Raw genomic sequence first — 14,561 nt, forward strand, 5'->3', positions numbered from 1 at the left:
CACCCCCACTGGCGGGCGGGGGGGGCCCCGGGCCCCCGCGCCGCCCCGCCCCCCCCCACGACGACAGACAGGCCGCGAATCTGGCGGCGCTTACAGGCCGGCCAGCTTCTTCTTGCCCTTGGCGTAGCTACTGTCTTCCCAGATCACCCACTTGCCGTCCTCGACGACATACTTGGTGACCAGCGGCACCACGTTCTGACGATGATCGTCGAACGTGACCTTGCCGATGATGGTCTCCGCATCGCGCGTGCCGTTGAGCACGTCACGCACCTTCTTGCGATCCGGGCCCACCTTCTCGACCGCATCGATGATCAGGTTGGTCGCGGCAAACGCGAACACGCCATACGCCTCGGGCGGCTCGCCATACTTCTGCTGCTGATACTTGCCCGTGAAGTACAGGCCGCCGGGCAGTTTCTCCCACGGCGCGCCTTCGATGAACGCGAGCGAGCCCTCGGACATCTGCTTGCCGGCGCCTTCGATATACGCATCGGACTTGATGCCCGAGGTGCCTTCGAACTGCGCCTTGATGCCGAGCTTTTCCATCTGCGTGCGAATGCGCACGCCCAGCGGCGTGAGGCCGCCGAAGTAGACCACGTCGGGCTTGAGCTCGCGGATCTTGGTCAGCTCGCTCGTAAAGTCCTGCTGGTCCGCCGTTACGCCGAAGGTGCCGACCACCGTGCCGCCATCGCGCTTGAGGAACTCGCTGAAGTACTTGTTGTGGCCCTTGCCGTAGTCGGTGGTGTCATGAATGATCGCCCACTTCTTGTAGCCGAGGCCGGTCATGAACTTGGCAGCCACTTCGCTCTGGTTGATCATCGTGCCGTTGACGCGATGCACTTCCTTGAAGTTGTTGCCATAGGTGATGTCGGGCAGCACCGCGCCCCACACCACCACGGGCAGGCCGAAGCGGTTGTACACGCCAACGGTGCCCATCGCCACGGCGGAGCAGAAGTGCGTGACGCCGGCCACGATGCCGCGGTCCGCGCTGATCTTGGTGGCCACCTGCACCCCGACGTTCGGCTTGCACTCGTCGTCCTGCGTCACGAGCTCGTAGGTGTACTTCGATGCCGGATCGGCATTGCGCAGCTTTACCGCGAGGTCCGCGGAGTTGCGGCCGCCGAGGCCAATCGACGACACGCCGCCCGTGAGCGGTCCGACGAACGCAATCTTGACGACTTCCTTGCCCATCGCGGGCATCGACGCGATGGCCATGGCCACCGTCGTGCCCAGCATGGCCGCCGCAAATCCGTATTGAATCTTTCGCACGCTGCTCCCCTTGATCGAGAATGGATTCAAGCGACTTGCGGTGAAGTACAGGGACATTCAAACCATTCAAGTCACTTGAATGGCAGGGATTCGCAACATCCATGCCACGGGTTTGCGGCCACGCTTGCACAACGACGAGGCGAACTGCGACTGGACTGACTGCGCTATCGTGCCGCGCGCACCGATCGGGGGCAGACACATATCCGCATCGGGTGCGTGGCAGCTTGTGTCGGAAGCGTCCGAGGAGCGGGTGCCGTCCTATGCTGTGGTGCGCCCCCTTTCCACTCAGTGAAAGGAGAGATTTCCGATGATCGATTTGTGCAGGTATTCGTACAGGCGCCAGCTACGCAAGGTGGCGCTGGCCATGATCCTGTGGTGCGCGGGGGCCATGCCGGCGTTCGCAAGCGTTGACGTGAACAGTGCCGACGAGGCTGCGCTGACCGCGGTGCGCGGCATTGGCCCAGCCATGGCGCGGCGCATCATCGAGGCGCGCGCTCAGGGTGGGGCGTTCCGCAATGCCGACGATCTGGTGGACCGCGTGGCAGGCGTGGGCCCGAAGTCCGCGGCGAACCTGGAGGCGGCGGGGCTGACGTTCGGCAAGACGGGCACGGGGGCGAAGCCGCCGACAAAGGGCAGCGCACCGGCGGCTGTCAAACGCTGACATCCCTGGGTACGTGTTGTGCTTCGCTGACGCGCGCCCGTACGGGCGCGCGGTATCATGCGGGCGCCATCAGGGGCGCACCCGGGCCGGGGCGATCCTCCGCGCCGGATGGCACGATAACCAGAGCCAGCGAAGACAGGGAGAAAAACATGAGCAATGGCGAGGACACGGGCTTTCTGCCCAAGTGGCGACTCAAGACCGAGGGCGTGATCGCGCCCGACGAACGGCTACCCGCGGGGCAGACCATTCTGGCTGGCGTCCAGCACGTGGTGGCCATGTTCGGCTCCACCGCGATCGCGCCGATCCTGATGGGTTTTGCGCCCAATATCGCCATCCTGTTCTCGGGCATCGGCACGCTGATCTTCTTCCTCTGCGTGCGCGGCCGCGTCCCAAGCTATCTGGGCTCGAGCTTCGCGTTTATCGCGGTGGTCGTCGCCGCCACCGGCTATGGCGGCAGCGGTCCCAATACCAATATCCCGCTCGCGCTCGGCGGCATTATCGCGGCCGGCGCGTTATATACAGTCATTGGCCTGATCGTGCAGGCCATTGGCTATGGCTGGGTCGAACGCCTGATGCCACCCGTGGTCACGGGCGCGATCGTCGCGGCCATCGGCCTGAACCTCGCGCCGGTAGCGGTCAAGGCCGTGAGCGCGGCGCCGCTCGACACGTGGATCGGTCTGCTGACGGTGCTCGCGGTGGGTCTGGTCGCGGTGCGGGCGCCCGGCATGGCCGGGCGGCTGCCCGTGCTGCTGGGCGGGCTGGCCGGTTACCTGGCCTACTTCGTGGCGACCAACCTGATGGGCATGGGCAAGCCGATCGACTTCTCCGGCGTGGCGTCGGCCGCATGGTTCGGCATGCCCGCCTTCACGGCACCGGTGTTCGATATCAGCGCGATGCTGCTGATCGCGCCGGTGGCGGTGGTGCTCGTGGCCGAGAACCTCGGCCATATCAAGGCCATCGGCGTGATGACCGGCCGTAATCTGGACCCGTATATCGGCCGCGCGTTCATCGGCGACGGTATCGCGACGATGCTGTCCGCGAGCGGTGGCGGCACCGGCGTGACCACGTATGCGGAGAACATGGGCGTGATGGCTGTCACGCGCATCTACTCGACGCTGATCTTTATCGTGGCCGCGGTCGTGGCAATCCTGCTCGGCTTCTCGCCGAAGTTCGGCGCGCTGATCCTGACGATTCCGGGCGCCGTGATCGGTGGCCTGACGATCGTCGTGTTCGGCCTGATCTCCGCCACGGCGGGCCGCATCTGGGTGCAGAACAACGTGGACTTCTCGAGCTCGCGCAATCTGATCACCGTGGGCGCCACGCTGACGGTAGCCGCCGGTGACCTGACGCTGCGCCTGGGTGGGCTGACGCTGGGCGGCATCGGTACCACGACCTTCGGCGCGATCCTGCTGTACCACGTCCTGGGCGAGGGCAAGTCGGCCAAGGACGCCGCGCTTTAAGCCATCCGGCCCTGGCCACATATCCGCGTTGGCTACGGGGGTGTCGGTGCTGCATTACAATGGCCGCCGAACCCCCCAATCAGCGCATCACATGGCCTACAAGACGATTGAAGACACCATCGGCAACACGCCGCTGGTCAGACTGCAACGCATTCCGGGCGCTGCCCTGGAAGCGCGCGGCAATGTGATCCTTGGCAAGCTGGAAGGCAACAATCCGGCAGGCTCGGTCAAGGACCGGCCCGCAGCCTCGATGATCCGCCGCGCCGAAGAGCGCGGTCGCATCAAGCCCGGCGACACGCTGATCGAGGCGACGTCCGGCAATACCGGCATCGCCCTGGCCATGGCGGCCGCGATTCGCGGCTACCGCATGGTGCTGATCATGCCCGAGGACCTGAGCCTCGAGCGTCGCCAGAGCATGGCCGCCTACGGCGCGGAGATCATCCTGACGCCGGTCAAGGGCGGTATGGAATACGCGCGCGACCTCGCCGACTCGATGGAGCGCGAGGGCAAGGGCGTGATCCTCGATCAGTTCGCCAACCCCGACAATCCGCTCGCGCACTACGAGACCACCGGTCCCGAGATCTGGCGCGATACCGAAGGCCGCATTTCGCATTTCGTCTCGGCGATGGGCACCACGGGCACGATCACGGGCGTCTCGCGCTATCTGAAAGAAAAGAACGCGGGCATCCAGATCGTCGGCGCGCAGCCGGCCGAAGGCTCGCGCATTCCGGGCATTCGCAAGTGGCCGGAGGCGTACCTGCCGAAGATTTACGATCCGACCTTTATCGATCGTACCGAGTCGGTCAGCCAGGCGGATGCCGAGCATATGGCCCGCCGCATGGCACGCGAGGAAGGCATCTTCGCCGGCATCTCGGCCGCGGGCGCGCTGTGCGTGGCGCTGCGTATCGCCGAGGAAGTGGAAAACGCGACGATCGTGTTCGTCGTCTGCGATCGTGGCGATCGTTACCTGTCCACAGGCGTGTTTCCCGCCTGATAGCGATTCCCTCTCCCGCAGGGGAGAGGGCCCCTGCCTTCAGCCCATCGCGGCTTTCACCGCCTCGCCCAGCTGATACACGGACAACGCGTAGAAGAAGCTGCGGTTGTAGCGCGTCAGCACATAGAAATTGCGCAGGCCGATCATGTACTCGGTCGGCTGATCCGGCGTGGGCAGATCCACCACCAGCACGCCGGTCTCGCCTTCGCGCGCCACGTCGATGGGCTCATCGACGCGTAACCCCGCGCGCGTCAGCTGGTTCAGCGTACGCGTGGGCCATGGCTCGCCATCGGCTGCGGCCGTGGCCACGCCCAGGCTGCCGGCATCGCCGGCAATGCGCCACGCCACGGGTCGACCCTGTTCCCATCCATGCAACTGCAGGAAGCGGCCAACGCTGCCGATTGCATCGACGGGGCTGTTGCGCAGATCGATATGGCCATCGTTGTCGTAGTCGATCGCGTATTCACGCAGACTGGTCGGCATGAACTGCGGAATGCCGATCGCGCCGGCATACGAGCCAGTCACCGAGAACACGTCGGTACGCGTATCGCGGCACCACAGCAGGTAGTCGGCCAGCTGGTCGCGGAACAGCCTGGTGCGGGCTTCGCGATTGGGCGTGTCGGGATAGTCGAACGCCAGCGTCGACAGCGAATCCATCACGCGGAACGTGCCCATGTCGCGGCCGTAGATCGTTTCCACGCCGATGATGCCGACGATGACCGAAGCGGGTACGCCGAACTCGGCTTCCGCGCGGCGCAGGGTCTCGCGGTTCTGTTGCCAGAAGCGGACGCCCGCGTTGATGCGGATCGGTTCGATAAAGCGGGAACGATAGGCGCGCCAGCTCTTCTTGCCGGGCGTGCTCGGCGGCATGATCAGCCGTGCTACCGTGGCCGAATACGCGGTCTGGGCGAACCAGCTGTCGAGGTCGGCGCGCGCCAGGCCATGGCGCGTCACCATGTCGTCGATAAAGGCGCGGGCCTGCGGATGATTCTGATAACGGCCCGGGTCGATTTCTTCTTCCCGTACGCTGACGCGGCGTTTGCCGGCGGCCAGCAGGGCGGGAGAGATGCCGCAGAGGCTCAATGCGGCAGCGCTAAGTGCAACGCCCAGCAGGGGGCGTCGCAGGGATCGCTGTTTCTCGGTCATGTTGTCCTTTGCCAGTCGCGGACGAGTATAACGGACCCATCCCACGTCCTGTGCTAACGTAACGTTCGGAGACAAACTTGAACCCACAAACAAGATGCCAACGGGCTATTACACTCACCCGGCGTTTCTGTTGCACGAGATGGGCCATTTCCATCCGGAATGTCCGGAGCGGCTGCAGGCGATCGAAGACCATCTGATCTCGCATGCGGTCGACGGCCTGCTCGATCACCGCGAAGCGCCCGCCGCCACCGAAGAACAGATCGAGCGCGTGCATCGGCCCGCCTATGTCAGCGAGCTGACGTCGATCAGTCCCGCCGCGGGCTATTACCAGATCGATCCCGATACCAGCATGAACCGCCATACGCTGACCGCCGCGCGGCACGCGGCCGGCGCGGCCGTGGCGGCGACCGACGCGGTGATCGCGGGCGAGCTCGAGAACGCGTTCTGCTGCGTGCGTCCGCCCGGCCATCACGCCGAACCGGACCGCGCGATGGGGTTCTGCTTCTATAACAACGTGGCCATTGCCGCGCGCCATGCGCTGGCCGCGCACGGGTTGGAGCGCGTGGCGATCATCGACTTCGATGTCCACCATGGCAACGGTACCGAGGCGGCCTTCCGCGACGATCCGCGGGTGCTGATGTGCAGCTTCTTCCAGCATCCGTTCTACCCGTACAGCGGTGCCGAACGCATCGCGCCGAACATGTCGAATATCCCGCTGCCCGCATACAGCAACGGCATGGCCGTGCGCGAGGTGGTGGAGACGATCTGGCTGCCGCGGCTCAACGAGTTCAAGCCCGAGATGCTGTTTATTTCGGCCGGCTTCGATGCGCACCGCGAGGACGACATGGGCCAGATGGGGCTGGTCGAACAGGACTATGCGTGGATCACCGCGCAAATGATCACCGTGGCGCGCGCGCATGCGCAGGGCCGCATCGTCAGTTGTCTCGAAGGTGGCTACAACCTCAGCGCGCTCGGCCGCAGCGTGCTCGCGCACCTGAAAGTATTGCTGGAAATGTAATCTAAAAGGCATCTCACGCGGCTTTTTATATACCGTCTTCGCATAAGGGAATCGAAAAAATCTCGTTTGAGGTATGAAGGCCTTCGCATAAAATGCGGGCTTCGCCCAAATTCCAAGCGGCAACAGCGCTCGAGTCTCGTCTCGCCTGTTGCCGTTTTCATTTCTTATGATCGAACTGCAAGGACTCTCGCAGCGCTTTCCCAGTGGGTCGGGAGAGGTGTACGCGCTGCGCGACGTCAGCCTCAACATTGCCGCCGGCGAGATCTTCGGCATCATCGGCCGCAGCGGCGCCGGCAAGAGCACGCTGGTGCGGGCCATCAACCTGCTGAACCGCCCGAGCGCGGGCCGCGTCATCGTCGACGGCCAGGACCTGACCTCGCTCGATAACGGCGCGCTGCGTCTGGCGCGACGCGAGATCGGCATGATCTTCCAGCACTTCAACCTGCTGTCGTCGCGCACGGTGTACGACAACGTCGCGCTGCCGCTGGAGCTGGCCGGCAAGTCGAAGCGCGAGATCGCAGAGACCGTGCTGCCTCTGCTCGACCTGGTGGGGCTGTCCGCGCTGCGCGACCGCTATCCCGCCCAGATCAGCGGCGGCCAGAAGCAGCGCGTGGGCATTGCGCGCGCACTGGCTAGCAAGCCCAAGGTGCTGCTCTCCGATGAAGCGACTTCCGCGCTTGATCCCGAGACGACGCGCTCGATTCTCGACCTGCTGCGCAAGATCAATCGCGAGCTGGGCCTGACCATCGTGATGATCACGCACCAGATGGAGGTGATCAAACAGGTCTGCGATCGCGTGGCGGTGCTGGAAGCCGGCAGGGTGGTCGAGTCCGGCCGCGTGATCGATGTGTTCCTGCGACCGCGGCACGAGGTCACACGCGCGATGATCGGCGACGTGATTGCGCAGGAACTGCCGCCGAGCGTGCTCAAGCGCGTGGAGTCGCGCCTTGGTAACGGCCGCGACCACGTCTACCGCCTGGCCTTCACGGGCGAGGGCGTGGACCAGCCGGTGCTGGCACAGGCGATTCGTCAGTACGGGCTCGACTTCAACATCCTGCACGGCCATATCGACGAGATCCAGGGGCAGGCCTTTGGTTCGCTCGCGATCATGGCAACCGGGGCGCCCGACGACGTGCGGGCCGCGATGGATTACCTGCGCGCGCAGGGTGTGGTGGTAGAGGAGATCGACCATGTGGTCTGAGGAATTGCTGGACCTGTTTCTGGGCTCGTTCGGCGAGACCCTGCTGATGGTGGGCATCTCGGGCGTGGTCGGCGCGCTGTTCGGCGTGCCGCTGGGCGTGCTGCTGCACCTGACCAATCGCGGCGGCGTGGTCTCGCACCCGCTGTTCAATCGCGGCATCGGCATTCTGGTCAACGCGGTGCGCTCGATCCCGTTCATCATCCTGCTGGTGGTTGTGATCCCGTTCACGCGCTTTATCGTGGGCTCGTCGATCGGTACCACCGCCGCGGTGGTGCCGCTGACGATTGCCGCCGTGCCGTTTATCGCGCGCCTTGTGGAAGCGGCGCTGCGTGAAGTGGACAAGGGCCTCGTGGAGGCCGCGCAGGCGATGGGCGCGACCACGCGCCAGATCGTGTGGAAGGTGCTGCTGCCCGAGGCGATGCCGGGCATCGTCGCGGGGCTGACCATCACGTTCGTAAGCCTGGTCGGCTATTCGGCGATGGCCGGCGCGATCGGCGGTGGCGGGCTGGGTGATCTCGGCATCCGTTACGGCTACCAGCGCTATATCACCGAGGTGATGGTCGCGGTGGTGATCATCCTGATCGTATTCGTGCAGGCCGTGCAGAGCTTCGGCGACTGGCTGGTCCGCCGGATCAGTCACCGCTGAGCGATCACCGATACCAAAAAAACAGATTCAATTAGAAACACAGGGAAACCGACATGCAACGACGCAACATGCTGAAGACCATTGCCGCACTGGGCGCGGCGACGCTGGTACTGTCCACGGGCGCGGGCGCGCAGGAGAAGCCGATCAAGGTCGGCGTGACCGGCGGCCCCCACGCGCAGATCATGGAGCAGGTGAAGAAGGTCGCCGCGAAGGACGGCCTCAACATCCAGGTGGTCGAATTCAGCGACTACATCCAGCCGAACGCCGCGCTGCAGGCCGGCGACCTCGACGCCAACAGCTACCAGCATTTGCCGTACCTCGAGGCGCAGATCAAGGACCGCGGCTACAAGTTCAGCAACGCTGGCTTCACGGTGACGTTTCCGATGGGCGTGTACTCGAAGAAGGTCAAGTCGCTCGACCAGCTCAAGAATGGCGCGCGCGTGGGCGTGCCCAACGACCCGACCAACGGCGGCCGCGGTCTGCTGCTGCTGCAGGCCAAGGGCCTGATCAAGCTGCGTCCGGACGCGGGCCTCAAGGCTACGCCGCTCGATATCGTCGCGAACCCGCGCAAGCTCAAGATCGTCGAACTCGATGCCGCCCAGCTGCCGCGCTCGCTGGACGACCTCGACGCCGCCGCGATCAACGGTAACTACGCGGAGTCGGCCGGTCTGTCGCCGACGCGCGATGCCATCGCGACCGAAGGCCCGACCGGCCCGTACGCGAACCTGCTGGCCGTGCGCACCGCTGACAAGGACAAGCCGTGGGTAGCCAAGCTGGTGAAGGCCTACCATTCGCCGGAAGTGAAGCAATACATCACGACGACCTTCAAGGAATCGGTGATCGCCGCCTGGTGATGGGTGCACACGGGCGACGTCCCATTCGCCTCGGGTTTTCCCTGAAGGCAACCGAGGTTTTCGTCGAAACGCTGTCCATGGCCTTGAACCTGCGGCACAATGGGCAGCGAATTTGGGTCTGCCGGGCGATGCCCGGCAATCTTAGCCAAGAAAATAGTACGATCGTTCGGAAATCCGGATCGGCGCTGACCCGGTGGGTATAATGGCGGGCGATTCGGGATCCTTGGCGATCCATCATTTGGACTATCCAGCAATCAGTGGAGTGAGCGCATGAAAGTACTCGTCGCAGTCAAGCGGGTGGTGGACTACAACGTGAAGGTCCGCGTCAAGTCGGACGGATCCGGCGTTGATCTGGCCAACGTGAAGATGAGCATGAACCCGTTCGACGAAATCGCCGTGGAAGAGGCGGTGCGTCTGAAGGAAGCGGGCGTCGTGACCGAAGTCATCGCGGTGTCCTGCGGCGTGACGCAATGCCAGGAAACGCTGCGTACCGCGATGGCCATCGGTGCCGATCGCGGCATCCTGGTGGAGTCCACCGAGGACCTGCAGCCGCTGGCCGTGGCCAAGCTGCTCAAGGCGCTGGTCGACAAGGAACAGCCCCAGCTGGTGATCCTCGGCAAGCAGGCCATCGACGACGACTCCAACCAGACCGGCCAGATGGTGGCCGCGCTGGCCGGCCTGCCGCAGGCGACGTTCGCTTCGAAGGTCGTGGTCGCGGATGGCAAGGCTTCGGTCACGCGTGAAGTCGATGGCGGCCTGGAAACCATTTCGGTCAAGCTGCCGGCCGTGGTGACCACCGACCTGCGCCTGAACGAGCCGCGCTACGTGACGCTGCCGAACATCATGAAGGCGAAGAAGAAGCCGCTCGAGATCGTCAAGCCGGAAGACCTCGGCGTGGACGTCAAGCCGCGCCTGGCCACCGTGAAGGTGGTGGAGCCTGCCAAGCGCAGCGCGGGCGTGATGGTGCCGGACGTTGCGACGCTGGTGCAAAAGCTGAAGAACGAAGCCAAGGTTATCTGAGCGCGGGGAGAGAAAAACATGACTGCACTCGTCATTGCTGAACACGACAATCAATCGATCAAGTCCGCCACGCTGAACGTGGTGACGGCCGCCGCCCAGACCGGCGAGGTTCACGTACTCGTGGCCGGGGCCAACGCCCGCGCCGCCGCCGACGCCGCCGCGAAGATCGCGGGCGTGAGCAAGGTCCTGCTGGCCGACGCACCGTACTTTGCCGATGGCCTGGCCGAGAACGTGGCCGACCAGGTGCTGGCGCTTGTGGCCAATGCGGCCAGCGATTACTCGCACATCCTGGCTCCGGCCACCGCGTACGGCAAGAACATCCTGCCGCGCGTGGCAGCCAAGCTGGATGTCGCGCAGCTGTCGGACATCACGAAGATCGACTCGCCCGACACGTTCGAGCGCCCGATCTACGCAGGCAACGCGATTGCCACCGTGAAGTCGTCCGACAAGATCAAGGTGATCACCGTGCGTGGCACGGCGTTCGATCCGGCCGCTACCGAAGGTGGCTCGGCCAGCGTCGATACGCTGCAGGCTGTGGCCGATGCGGGCATCTCGCAATTCGTGTCGCGCGAAGTCACCAAAAGCGATCGTCCGGAACTGACCGCCGCCAAGATCATCGTGTCCGGTGGCCGTGGCGTGGGTTCGGGCGACAACTACACCAAGGTGCTGACGCCGCTGGCCGACAAGCTCAACGCCGCACTGGGCGCCTCGCGCGCGGCAGTGGACGCGGGCTTCGTGCCGAACGACTATCAGGTGGGCCAGACCGGCAAGATCGTCGCGCCGCAGCTGTATATCGCGGTGGGCATCTCGGGTGCGATCCAGCATCTGGCCGGCATGAAGGACTCCAAGGTGATCGTGGCGATCAACAAGGACGCCGAGGCACCGATCTTCTCGGTGGCTGACTACGGCCTGGTGGGTGACCTGAACACCGTGGTGCCGGAACTGGTGGCCGCGCTGGGTTGATCCATCGATACAAGAAAGAAAAACAAGCCGTTCCGGGTGTCCCGCGAACGGCTTTTTTACAACAGAGGAGACATCGATGACCTATCGCGCACCGCTCAAGGACATGCTGTTCGTGATGAACGAGCTGGCGGGTCTCGACGCCGTGAGTCAGCTGCCGGGCTTCGAAGAGGCTACACCGGATACGGTGCAGGCCGTGCTCGAGGAAGCCGCGCGCTTCAACGAACAGGTGGTGGCCCCGCTCAATCGCATCGGCGATACCGACCCCAGCAGCTGGAAGGATGGCGAGGTCAGGACCACGCCCGGATTCCGCGACGCGTTCCGCCAGTTTGGCGAGGGTGGCTGGCAGGGCGTGCTGCATCCGGCCGAGTTTGGTGGCCAGGGTTTGCCGAAGCTCGTGGCCACGCCGTGCAACGAGATGCTCAACACCGCGAACCTGTCGTTCGCGTTGTGCCCGCTGCTGACCGACGGCGCGATCGAGGCATTGCTGACCGCGGGCACCGACGCGCAGAAGAACACGTTCCTGCCAAAGCTGATCTCGGGCGAATGGACCGGCACGATGAACCTCACGGAGCCGCAGGCCGGCTCCGACCTCGCCGCGGTGCGCACGCGCGCGGAGCCGCAGGGCGATGGCACGTACAAGGTGTTCGGCACCAAGATCTTCATCACGTACGGCGAGCACGATATGGCGAAGAACATCGTCCATCTGGTGCTTGCGCGCACGCCTGACGCACCCGAAGGCGTGAAGGGTATCTCGCTGTTTATCGTGCCGAAATTTCTCGTCGGCGATGACGGCAGCCTCGGCGCGCGCAACGACGTGCATTGCGTGTCGATCGAACACAAGCTTGGCATCAAGGCGAGCCCGACCGCGGTGCTGCAGTTCGGCGACCATGGCGGCGCGCTCGGTACGCTGGTCGGCGAGGAGAATCGCGGGCTCGAGTACATGTTCATCATGATGAATGCCGCGCGCTTCTCGGTGGGCATGCAGGGCATTGCGGTGTCCGAGCGCGCGTATCAGCAGGCGGTGGCGTTTGCGCGCGAACGCGTGCAGAGCCGGCCCGTCGATGGCTCGGCGCGTCAGGCGGTGACCATCGTTCACCATCCCGATATCAAGCGCATGCTGATGACGATGCGCGCGCTGATCGAGGGCGCGCGTGCGGTGGCCTATGTGGGCGCCGCCGCGAGCGATGCCGCGCACAGCCATCCCGATGCTGACGAGCGCGCGCGTAACCAGGCGTTCTACGAATTTCTCGTGCCGGTGATCAAGGGGTGGAGCACCGAGATGTCGATCGACGTGACGAGCCTCGGCGTGCAGGTGCATGGCGGCATGGGCTTTATCGAGGAGACTGGCGCGGCGCAGCACTATCGCGACGCGCGCATCCTGCCGATCTACGAAGGCACCACGGCGATTCAGGCCAACGACCTCGTGGGCCGCAAGACCCTGCGCGACGGTGGCGCGATGGCGCGCGACATCCTCGCGCGCATCGCCGAGACCGAAGCCGCGCTGAGCGGACATCCCGCCGTGCGGCAACAGCTCGCGCGCGGCCGCGAGGCGCTGGCAGACGTGGTGGCGTTCGTCGTGGAGAATGCGAAGGCTGATCCCAACGCGGTGTTCGCGGGTAGCGTGCCGTATCTGCGCCTGTGCGGCATCGTGCTGTCAGGCTGGCAGATGGCGCGTGCGTTGCTGGCGGCCGAGACACGCCGTGGTGACGATCCGTCGTTCTACGATGCCAAGGTTGCGACCGCGCAGTTTTATGCGCAGCATCTGCTGCCGCAGGCCACCGCGCTGCGCGACGCGATTGTCGAAGGCGCCGCGTCGGTCAATGCGCTGAGCGAAGACCAGTTCTGACGCGCTGGCTGCAAACGACAAAGGGCCCCTTGCGGGGCCCTTTGTCGTTCAGGCGGTTTGTGTCAGCCCGGTATTCAGCCCCGAACTCAGGCCGGCAGCGGACGCGCGACGCCGTGTGAGCGCGGCACGCTGCGATAGCGATCGACCGAGAGGTCGTCGGCGCGAATCGCGGGACGCGTGCCCGACACGAGGTCCGACAGCAGCTTGCCCGAACCGCACGCCATGGTCCAGCCGAGCGTGCCATGGCCGGTGTTGAGCCACAGGCCACGAATGCCTGCCGGGCCCACGACGGGCGTGCCGTCCGGCGTCATCGGACGCAGGCCAGTCCAGAACGTCGCGCGGCTGACGTCGCCGGCGCCCGGGAACAGATCGGTCACCACGTGCTCGAGCGTACGGCGCTTGGCCGGGTCCAGCGTGCGGTCGTAGCCAACGATCTGCGCCATGCCGCCGACGCGGATGCGATCGTCGAAACGCGTGATGGCCACCTTGTAGGTTTCGTCGAGCACCGTCGATACTGGGCTGCGCGAAGCATCGGTCATCGGCACGGTGATCGAGAAGCCCTTGAGCGGGTACACCGGCAGGTTCGACAGACCCGGCAGCACATGGCGCACAAACGGCGTGGACCAGCTGCCGAGCGCGACCACCACGGCATCGGCCAGCATCGGCTTGCCTTCGATCAGCGCGCCGGTGATGGCATCGCCTTCGGTCAGCAGGCCGTCGATCGAGCGGTTGTATTGGAACTTCACGCCGATCGATTCGGCGAGCGCCGCCAGACGCTGCGTGAACAACTGGCAGTCGCCGGTCTCGTCGTTCGGCAGGCGCAGGCCACCCGCCAGCTTGCCGCTCACCGCGGCCAGCGCGGGCTCGCTCGCGGCGAGTTGTTCGCGGGTCAGCAGTTGATAGGGCACGCCAGCTTCCTGGAGCACGGCGATGTCCTTGGCGGCGCCATCGTATTGCTCGGCTGTACGGAACAGTTGCAGCGTGCCTTGCTGGCGGCCTTCGTAAGAAATGCCGGTCTCGGCGCGGAGTGTGCGGATGCAGTCGCGGCTGTACTCGGCCAGCCGCACCATGCGCTCCTTGTTCACCGCATAGCGCGCCTCGGTGCAGTTCCGCAGCATTTGCCACATCCACTGCAGCTGGAACAGCGTGCCGTCCGGCTTGATCGAGAGCGGCGCGTGTTCCTGGAACATCCACTTGATGGCCTTGAGCGGCACGCCGGGCGCGGCCCATGGCGACGCGTAGCCGGGAGAGATCTGGCCGGCGTTGGCAAAGCTCGTGCCGAGCGCGGGTGCAGCCTCGCGATCGATGACGGTTACCTCGTGACCCGCGCGGGCCAGATACCAGGCGCTCGTCACGCCAATCACACCACTGCCAAGGACCAGTACTCGCATTTTTCTGTCGCTCCCGACCAGACTGCCAGGCGTTGAAGGTTAAATAGGAAACATCTCTATACTATTGCGTTCAAACCAGTCAGAGTTACCGTATT

At 64.9% G+C, this 14,561-nt stretch carries 13 protein-coding genes; 10 read left to right on the forward strand and 3 right to left on the reverse strand.

The window, feature by feature from the left end; all coding sequences use genetic code 11:
* Nucleotides 1-90 precede the first annotated feature (90 nt).
* Nucleotides 91-1,233, reverse strand: a complete 1,143-nt coding sequence (locus LDO41_RS00010) for a branched-chain amino acid ABC transporter substrate-binding protein (RefSeq protein WP_223982280.1) — start codon at nucleotides 1,231-1,233, stop codon at nucleotides 91-93.
* A gap of 340 nt (nucleotides 1,234-1,573) precedes the next feature.
* On the opposite strand from LDO41_RS00010, the gene LDO41_RS00015 reads away from it, so the two are divergent.
* The 3 genes from LDO41_RS00015 (at nucleotide 1,574) to cysM (ending at nucleotide 4,381) form a co-directional block, all read left to right on the forward strand.
* Nucleotides 1,574-1,927 carry a ComEA family DNA-binding protein gene (locus LDO41_RS00015; RefSeq protein ID WP_223980281.1) on the forward strand — a complete coding sequence of 118 codons (354 nt, stop codon included), beginning with the start codon at nucleotides 1,574-1,576 and terminating at the stop codon, nucleotides 1,925-1,927.
* A gap of 149 nt (nucleotides 1,928-2,076) precedes the next feature.
* A complete protein-coding gene (locus LDO41_RS00020) occupies nucleotides 2,077-3,387 on the forward strand; it encodes a solute carrier family 23 protein (protein WP_223980283.1) in 1,311 nt (436 codons plus the stop codon).
* A gap of 91 nt (nucleotides 3,388-3,478) precedes the next feature.
* The gene (gene cysM / locus LDO41_RS00025) at nucleotides 3,479-4,381 is read left to right on the forward strand and encodes a cysteine synthase CysM (RefSeq protein ID WP_223980287.1); all 903 of its coding nucleotides are present in this window, start codon (nucleotides 3,479-3,481) and stop codon (nucleotides 4,379-4,381) included.
* Between the two features lie 39 nt (nucleotides 4,382-4,420).
* Here the strand turns inward: cysM and mltB are convergent, their stop codons facing one another.
* The gene (mltB, locus tag LDO41_RS00030; RefSeq protein ID WP_223980289.1) at nucleotides 4,421-5,527 is read right to left on the reverse strand and encodes a lytic murein transglycosylase B; all 1,107 of its coding nucleotides are present in this window, start codon (nucleotides 5,525-5,527) and stop codon (nucleotides 4,421-4,423) included.
* A gap of 94 nt (nucleotides 5,528-5,621) precedes the next feature.
* Between mltB and LDO41_RS00035 the strand changes: the two genes are divergently transcribed.
* The 7 genes from LDO41_RS00035 to LDO41_RS00065 all read left to right on the forward strand — a co-directional run bounded on the left by LDO41_RS00035 (nucleotide 5,622) and on the right by LDO41_RS00065 (nucleotide 13,075).
* On the forward strand, nucleotides 5,622-6,545 hold the full coding sequence (locus LDO41_RS00035) for a histone deacetylase family protein (protein WP_223980291.1): 924 nt from the start codon (nucleotides 5,622-5,624) through the stop codon (nucleotides 6,543-6,545).
* Between the two features lie 166 nt (nucleotides 6,546-6,711).
* On the forward strand, nucleotides 6,712-7,746 hold the full coding sequence (locus tag LDO41_RS00040; protein WP_223980293.1) for a methionine ABC transporter ATP-binding protein: 1,035 nt from the start codon (nucleotides 6,712-6,714) through the stop codon (nucleotides 7,744-7,746).
* Nucleotides 7,736-8,392 carry a methionine ABC transporter permease gene (locus LDO41_RS00045; protein ID WP_223980295.1) on the forward strand — a complete coding sequence of 219 codons (657 nt, stop codon included), beginning with the start codon at nucleotides 7,736-7,738 and terminating at the stop codon, nucleotides 8,390-8,392. Before LDO41_RS00040 ends, LDO41_RS00045 begins: the two co-directional genes overlap by 11 nt.
* Nucleotides 8,393-8,445: 53 nt before the next feature.
* Nucleotides 8,446-9,246 carry a MetQ/NlpA family ABC transporter substrate-binding protein gene (locus LDO41_RS00050; RefSeq protein ID WP_223980296.1) on the forward strand — a complete coding sequence of 267 codons (801 nt, stop codon included), beginning with the start codon at nucleotides 8,446-8,448 and terminating at the stop codon, nucleotides 9,244-9,246.
* Nucleotides 9,247-9,516: 270 nt separating this feature from the next.
* On the forward strand, nucleotides 9,517-10,266 hold the full coding sequence (locus tag LDO41_RS00055) for an electron transfer flavoprotein subunit beta/FixA family protein (protein ID WP_223980298.1): 750 nt from the start codon (nucleotides 9,517-9,519) through the stop codon (nucleotides 10,264-10,266).
* An 18-nt stretch (nucleotides 10,267-10,284) separates the two neighbouring features.
* Nucleotides 10,285-11,229 carry an electron transfer flavoprotein subunit alpha/FixB family protein gene (locus LDO41_RS00060; RefSeq protein ID WP_223980301.1) on the forward strand — a complete coding sequence of 315 codons (945 nt, stop codon included), beginning with the start codon at nucleotides 10,285-10,287 and terminating at the stop codon, nucleotides 11,227-11,229.
* A 76-nt stretch (nucleotides 11,230-11,305) separates the two neighbouring features.
* Nucleotides 11,306-13,075 (forward strand): acyl-CoA dehydrogenase, encoded by a 1,770-nt coding sequence (locus LDO41_RS00065; protein ID WP_223980304.1) that lies wholly within the window; start codon nucleotides 11,306-11,308, stop codon nucleotides 13,073-13,075.
* Nucleotides 13,076-13,161: 86 nt separating this feature from the next.
* Here the strand turns inward: LDO41_RS00065 and LDO41_RS00070 are convergent, their stop codons facing one another.
* Nucleotides 13,162-14,466: a D-amino acid dehydrogenase gene (locus tag LDO41_RS00070; RefSeq protein ID WP_223980308.1), complete on the reverse strand. Its 1,305-nt coding sequence runs from the start codon at nucleotides 14,464-14,466 to the stop codon at nucleotides 13,162-13,164.
* Nucleotides 14,467-14,561: the final 95 nt, after the last annotated feature.

Origin of the sequence: Cupriavidus pampae (assembly GCF_914271485.1) — a bacterium.
In the GTDB taxonomy this organism is placed as follows: Bacteria; Pseudomonadota; Gammaproteobacteria; order Burkholderiales; family Burkholderiaceae; genus Cupriavidus; species Cupriavidus pampae.

What these genes read in the sequence shown, in the direction of transcription:
- LDO41_RS00010 (WP_223982280.1), bottom strand. Translation starts at nt 1,233, where the DNA reads ATGCTGGGCACGACGGTGGCCATGGCCATCGCGTCGATGCCCGCGATG.
- LDO41_RS00015 (WP_223980281.1), top strand. Translation starts at nt 1,574, where the DNA reads ATGATCGATTTGTGCAGGTATTCGTACAGGCGCCAGCTACGCAAGGTG.
- LDO41_RS00020 (WP_223980283.1), top strand. Translation starts at nt 2,077, where the DNA reads ATGAGCAATGGCGAGGACACGGGCTTTCTGCCCAAGTGGCGACTCAAG.
- cysM (WP_223980287.1), top strand. Translation starts at nt 3,479, where the DNA reads ATGGCCTACAAGACGATTGAAGACACCATCGGCAACACGCCGCTGGTC.
- mltB (WP_223980289.1), bottom strand. Translation starts at nt 5,527, where the DNA reads ATGACCGAGAAACAGCGATCCCTGCGACGCCCCCTGCTGGGCGTTGCA.
- LDO41_RS00035 (WP_223980291.1), top strand. Translation starts at nt 5,622, where the DNA reads ATGCCAACGGGCTATTACACTCACCCGGCGTTTCTGTTGCACGAGATG.
- LDO41_RS00040 (WP_223980293.1), top strand. Translation starts at nt 6,712, where the DNA reads ATGATCGAACTGCAAGGACTCTCGCAGCGCTTTCCCAGTGGGTCGGGA.
- LDO41_RS00045 (WP_223980295.1), top strand. Translation starts at nt 7,736, where the DNA reads ATGTGGTCTGAGGAATTGCTGGACCTGTTTCTGGGCTCGTTCGGCGAG.
- LDO41_RS00050 (WP_223980296.1), top strand. Translation starts at nt 8,446, where the DNA reads ATGCAACGACGCAACATGCTGAAGACCATTGCCGCACTGGGCGCGGCG.
- LDO41_RS00055 (WP_223980298.1), top strand. Translation starts at nt 9,517, where the DNA reads ATGAAAGTACTCGTCGCAGTCAAGCGGGTGGTGGACTACAACGTGAAG.
- LDO41_RS00060 (WP_223980301.1), top strand. Translation starts at nt 10,285, where the DNA reads ATGACTGCACTCGTCATTGCTGAACACGACAATCAATCGATCAAGTCC.
- LDO41_RS00065 (WP_223980304.1), top strand. Translation starts at nt 11,306, where the DNA reads ATGACCTATCGCGCACCGCTCAAGGACATGCTGTTCGTGATGAACGAG.
- LDO41_RS00070 (WP_223980308.1), bottom strand. Translation starts at nt 14,466, where the DNA reads ATGCGAGTACTGGTCCTTGGCAGTGGTGTGATTGGCGTGACGAGCGCC.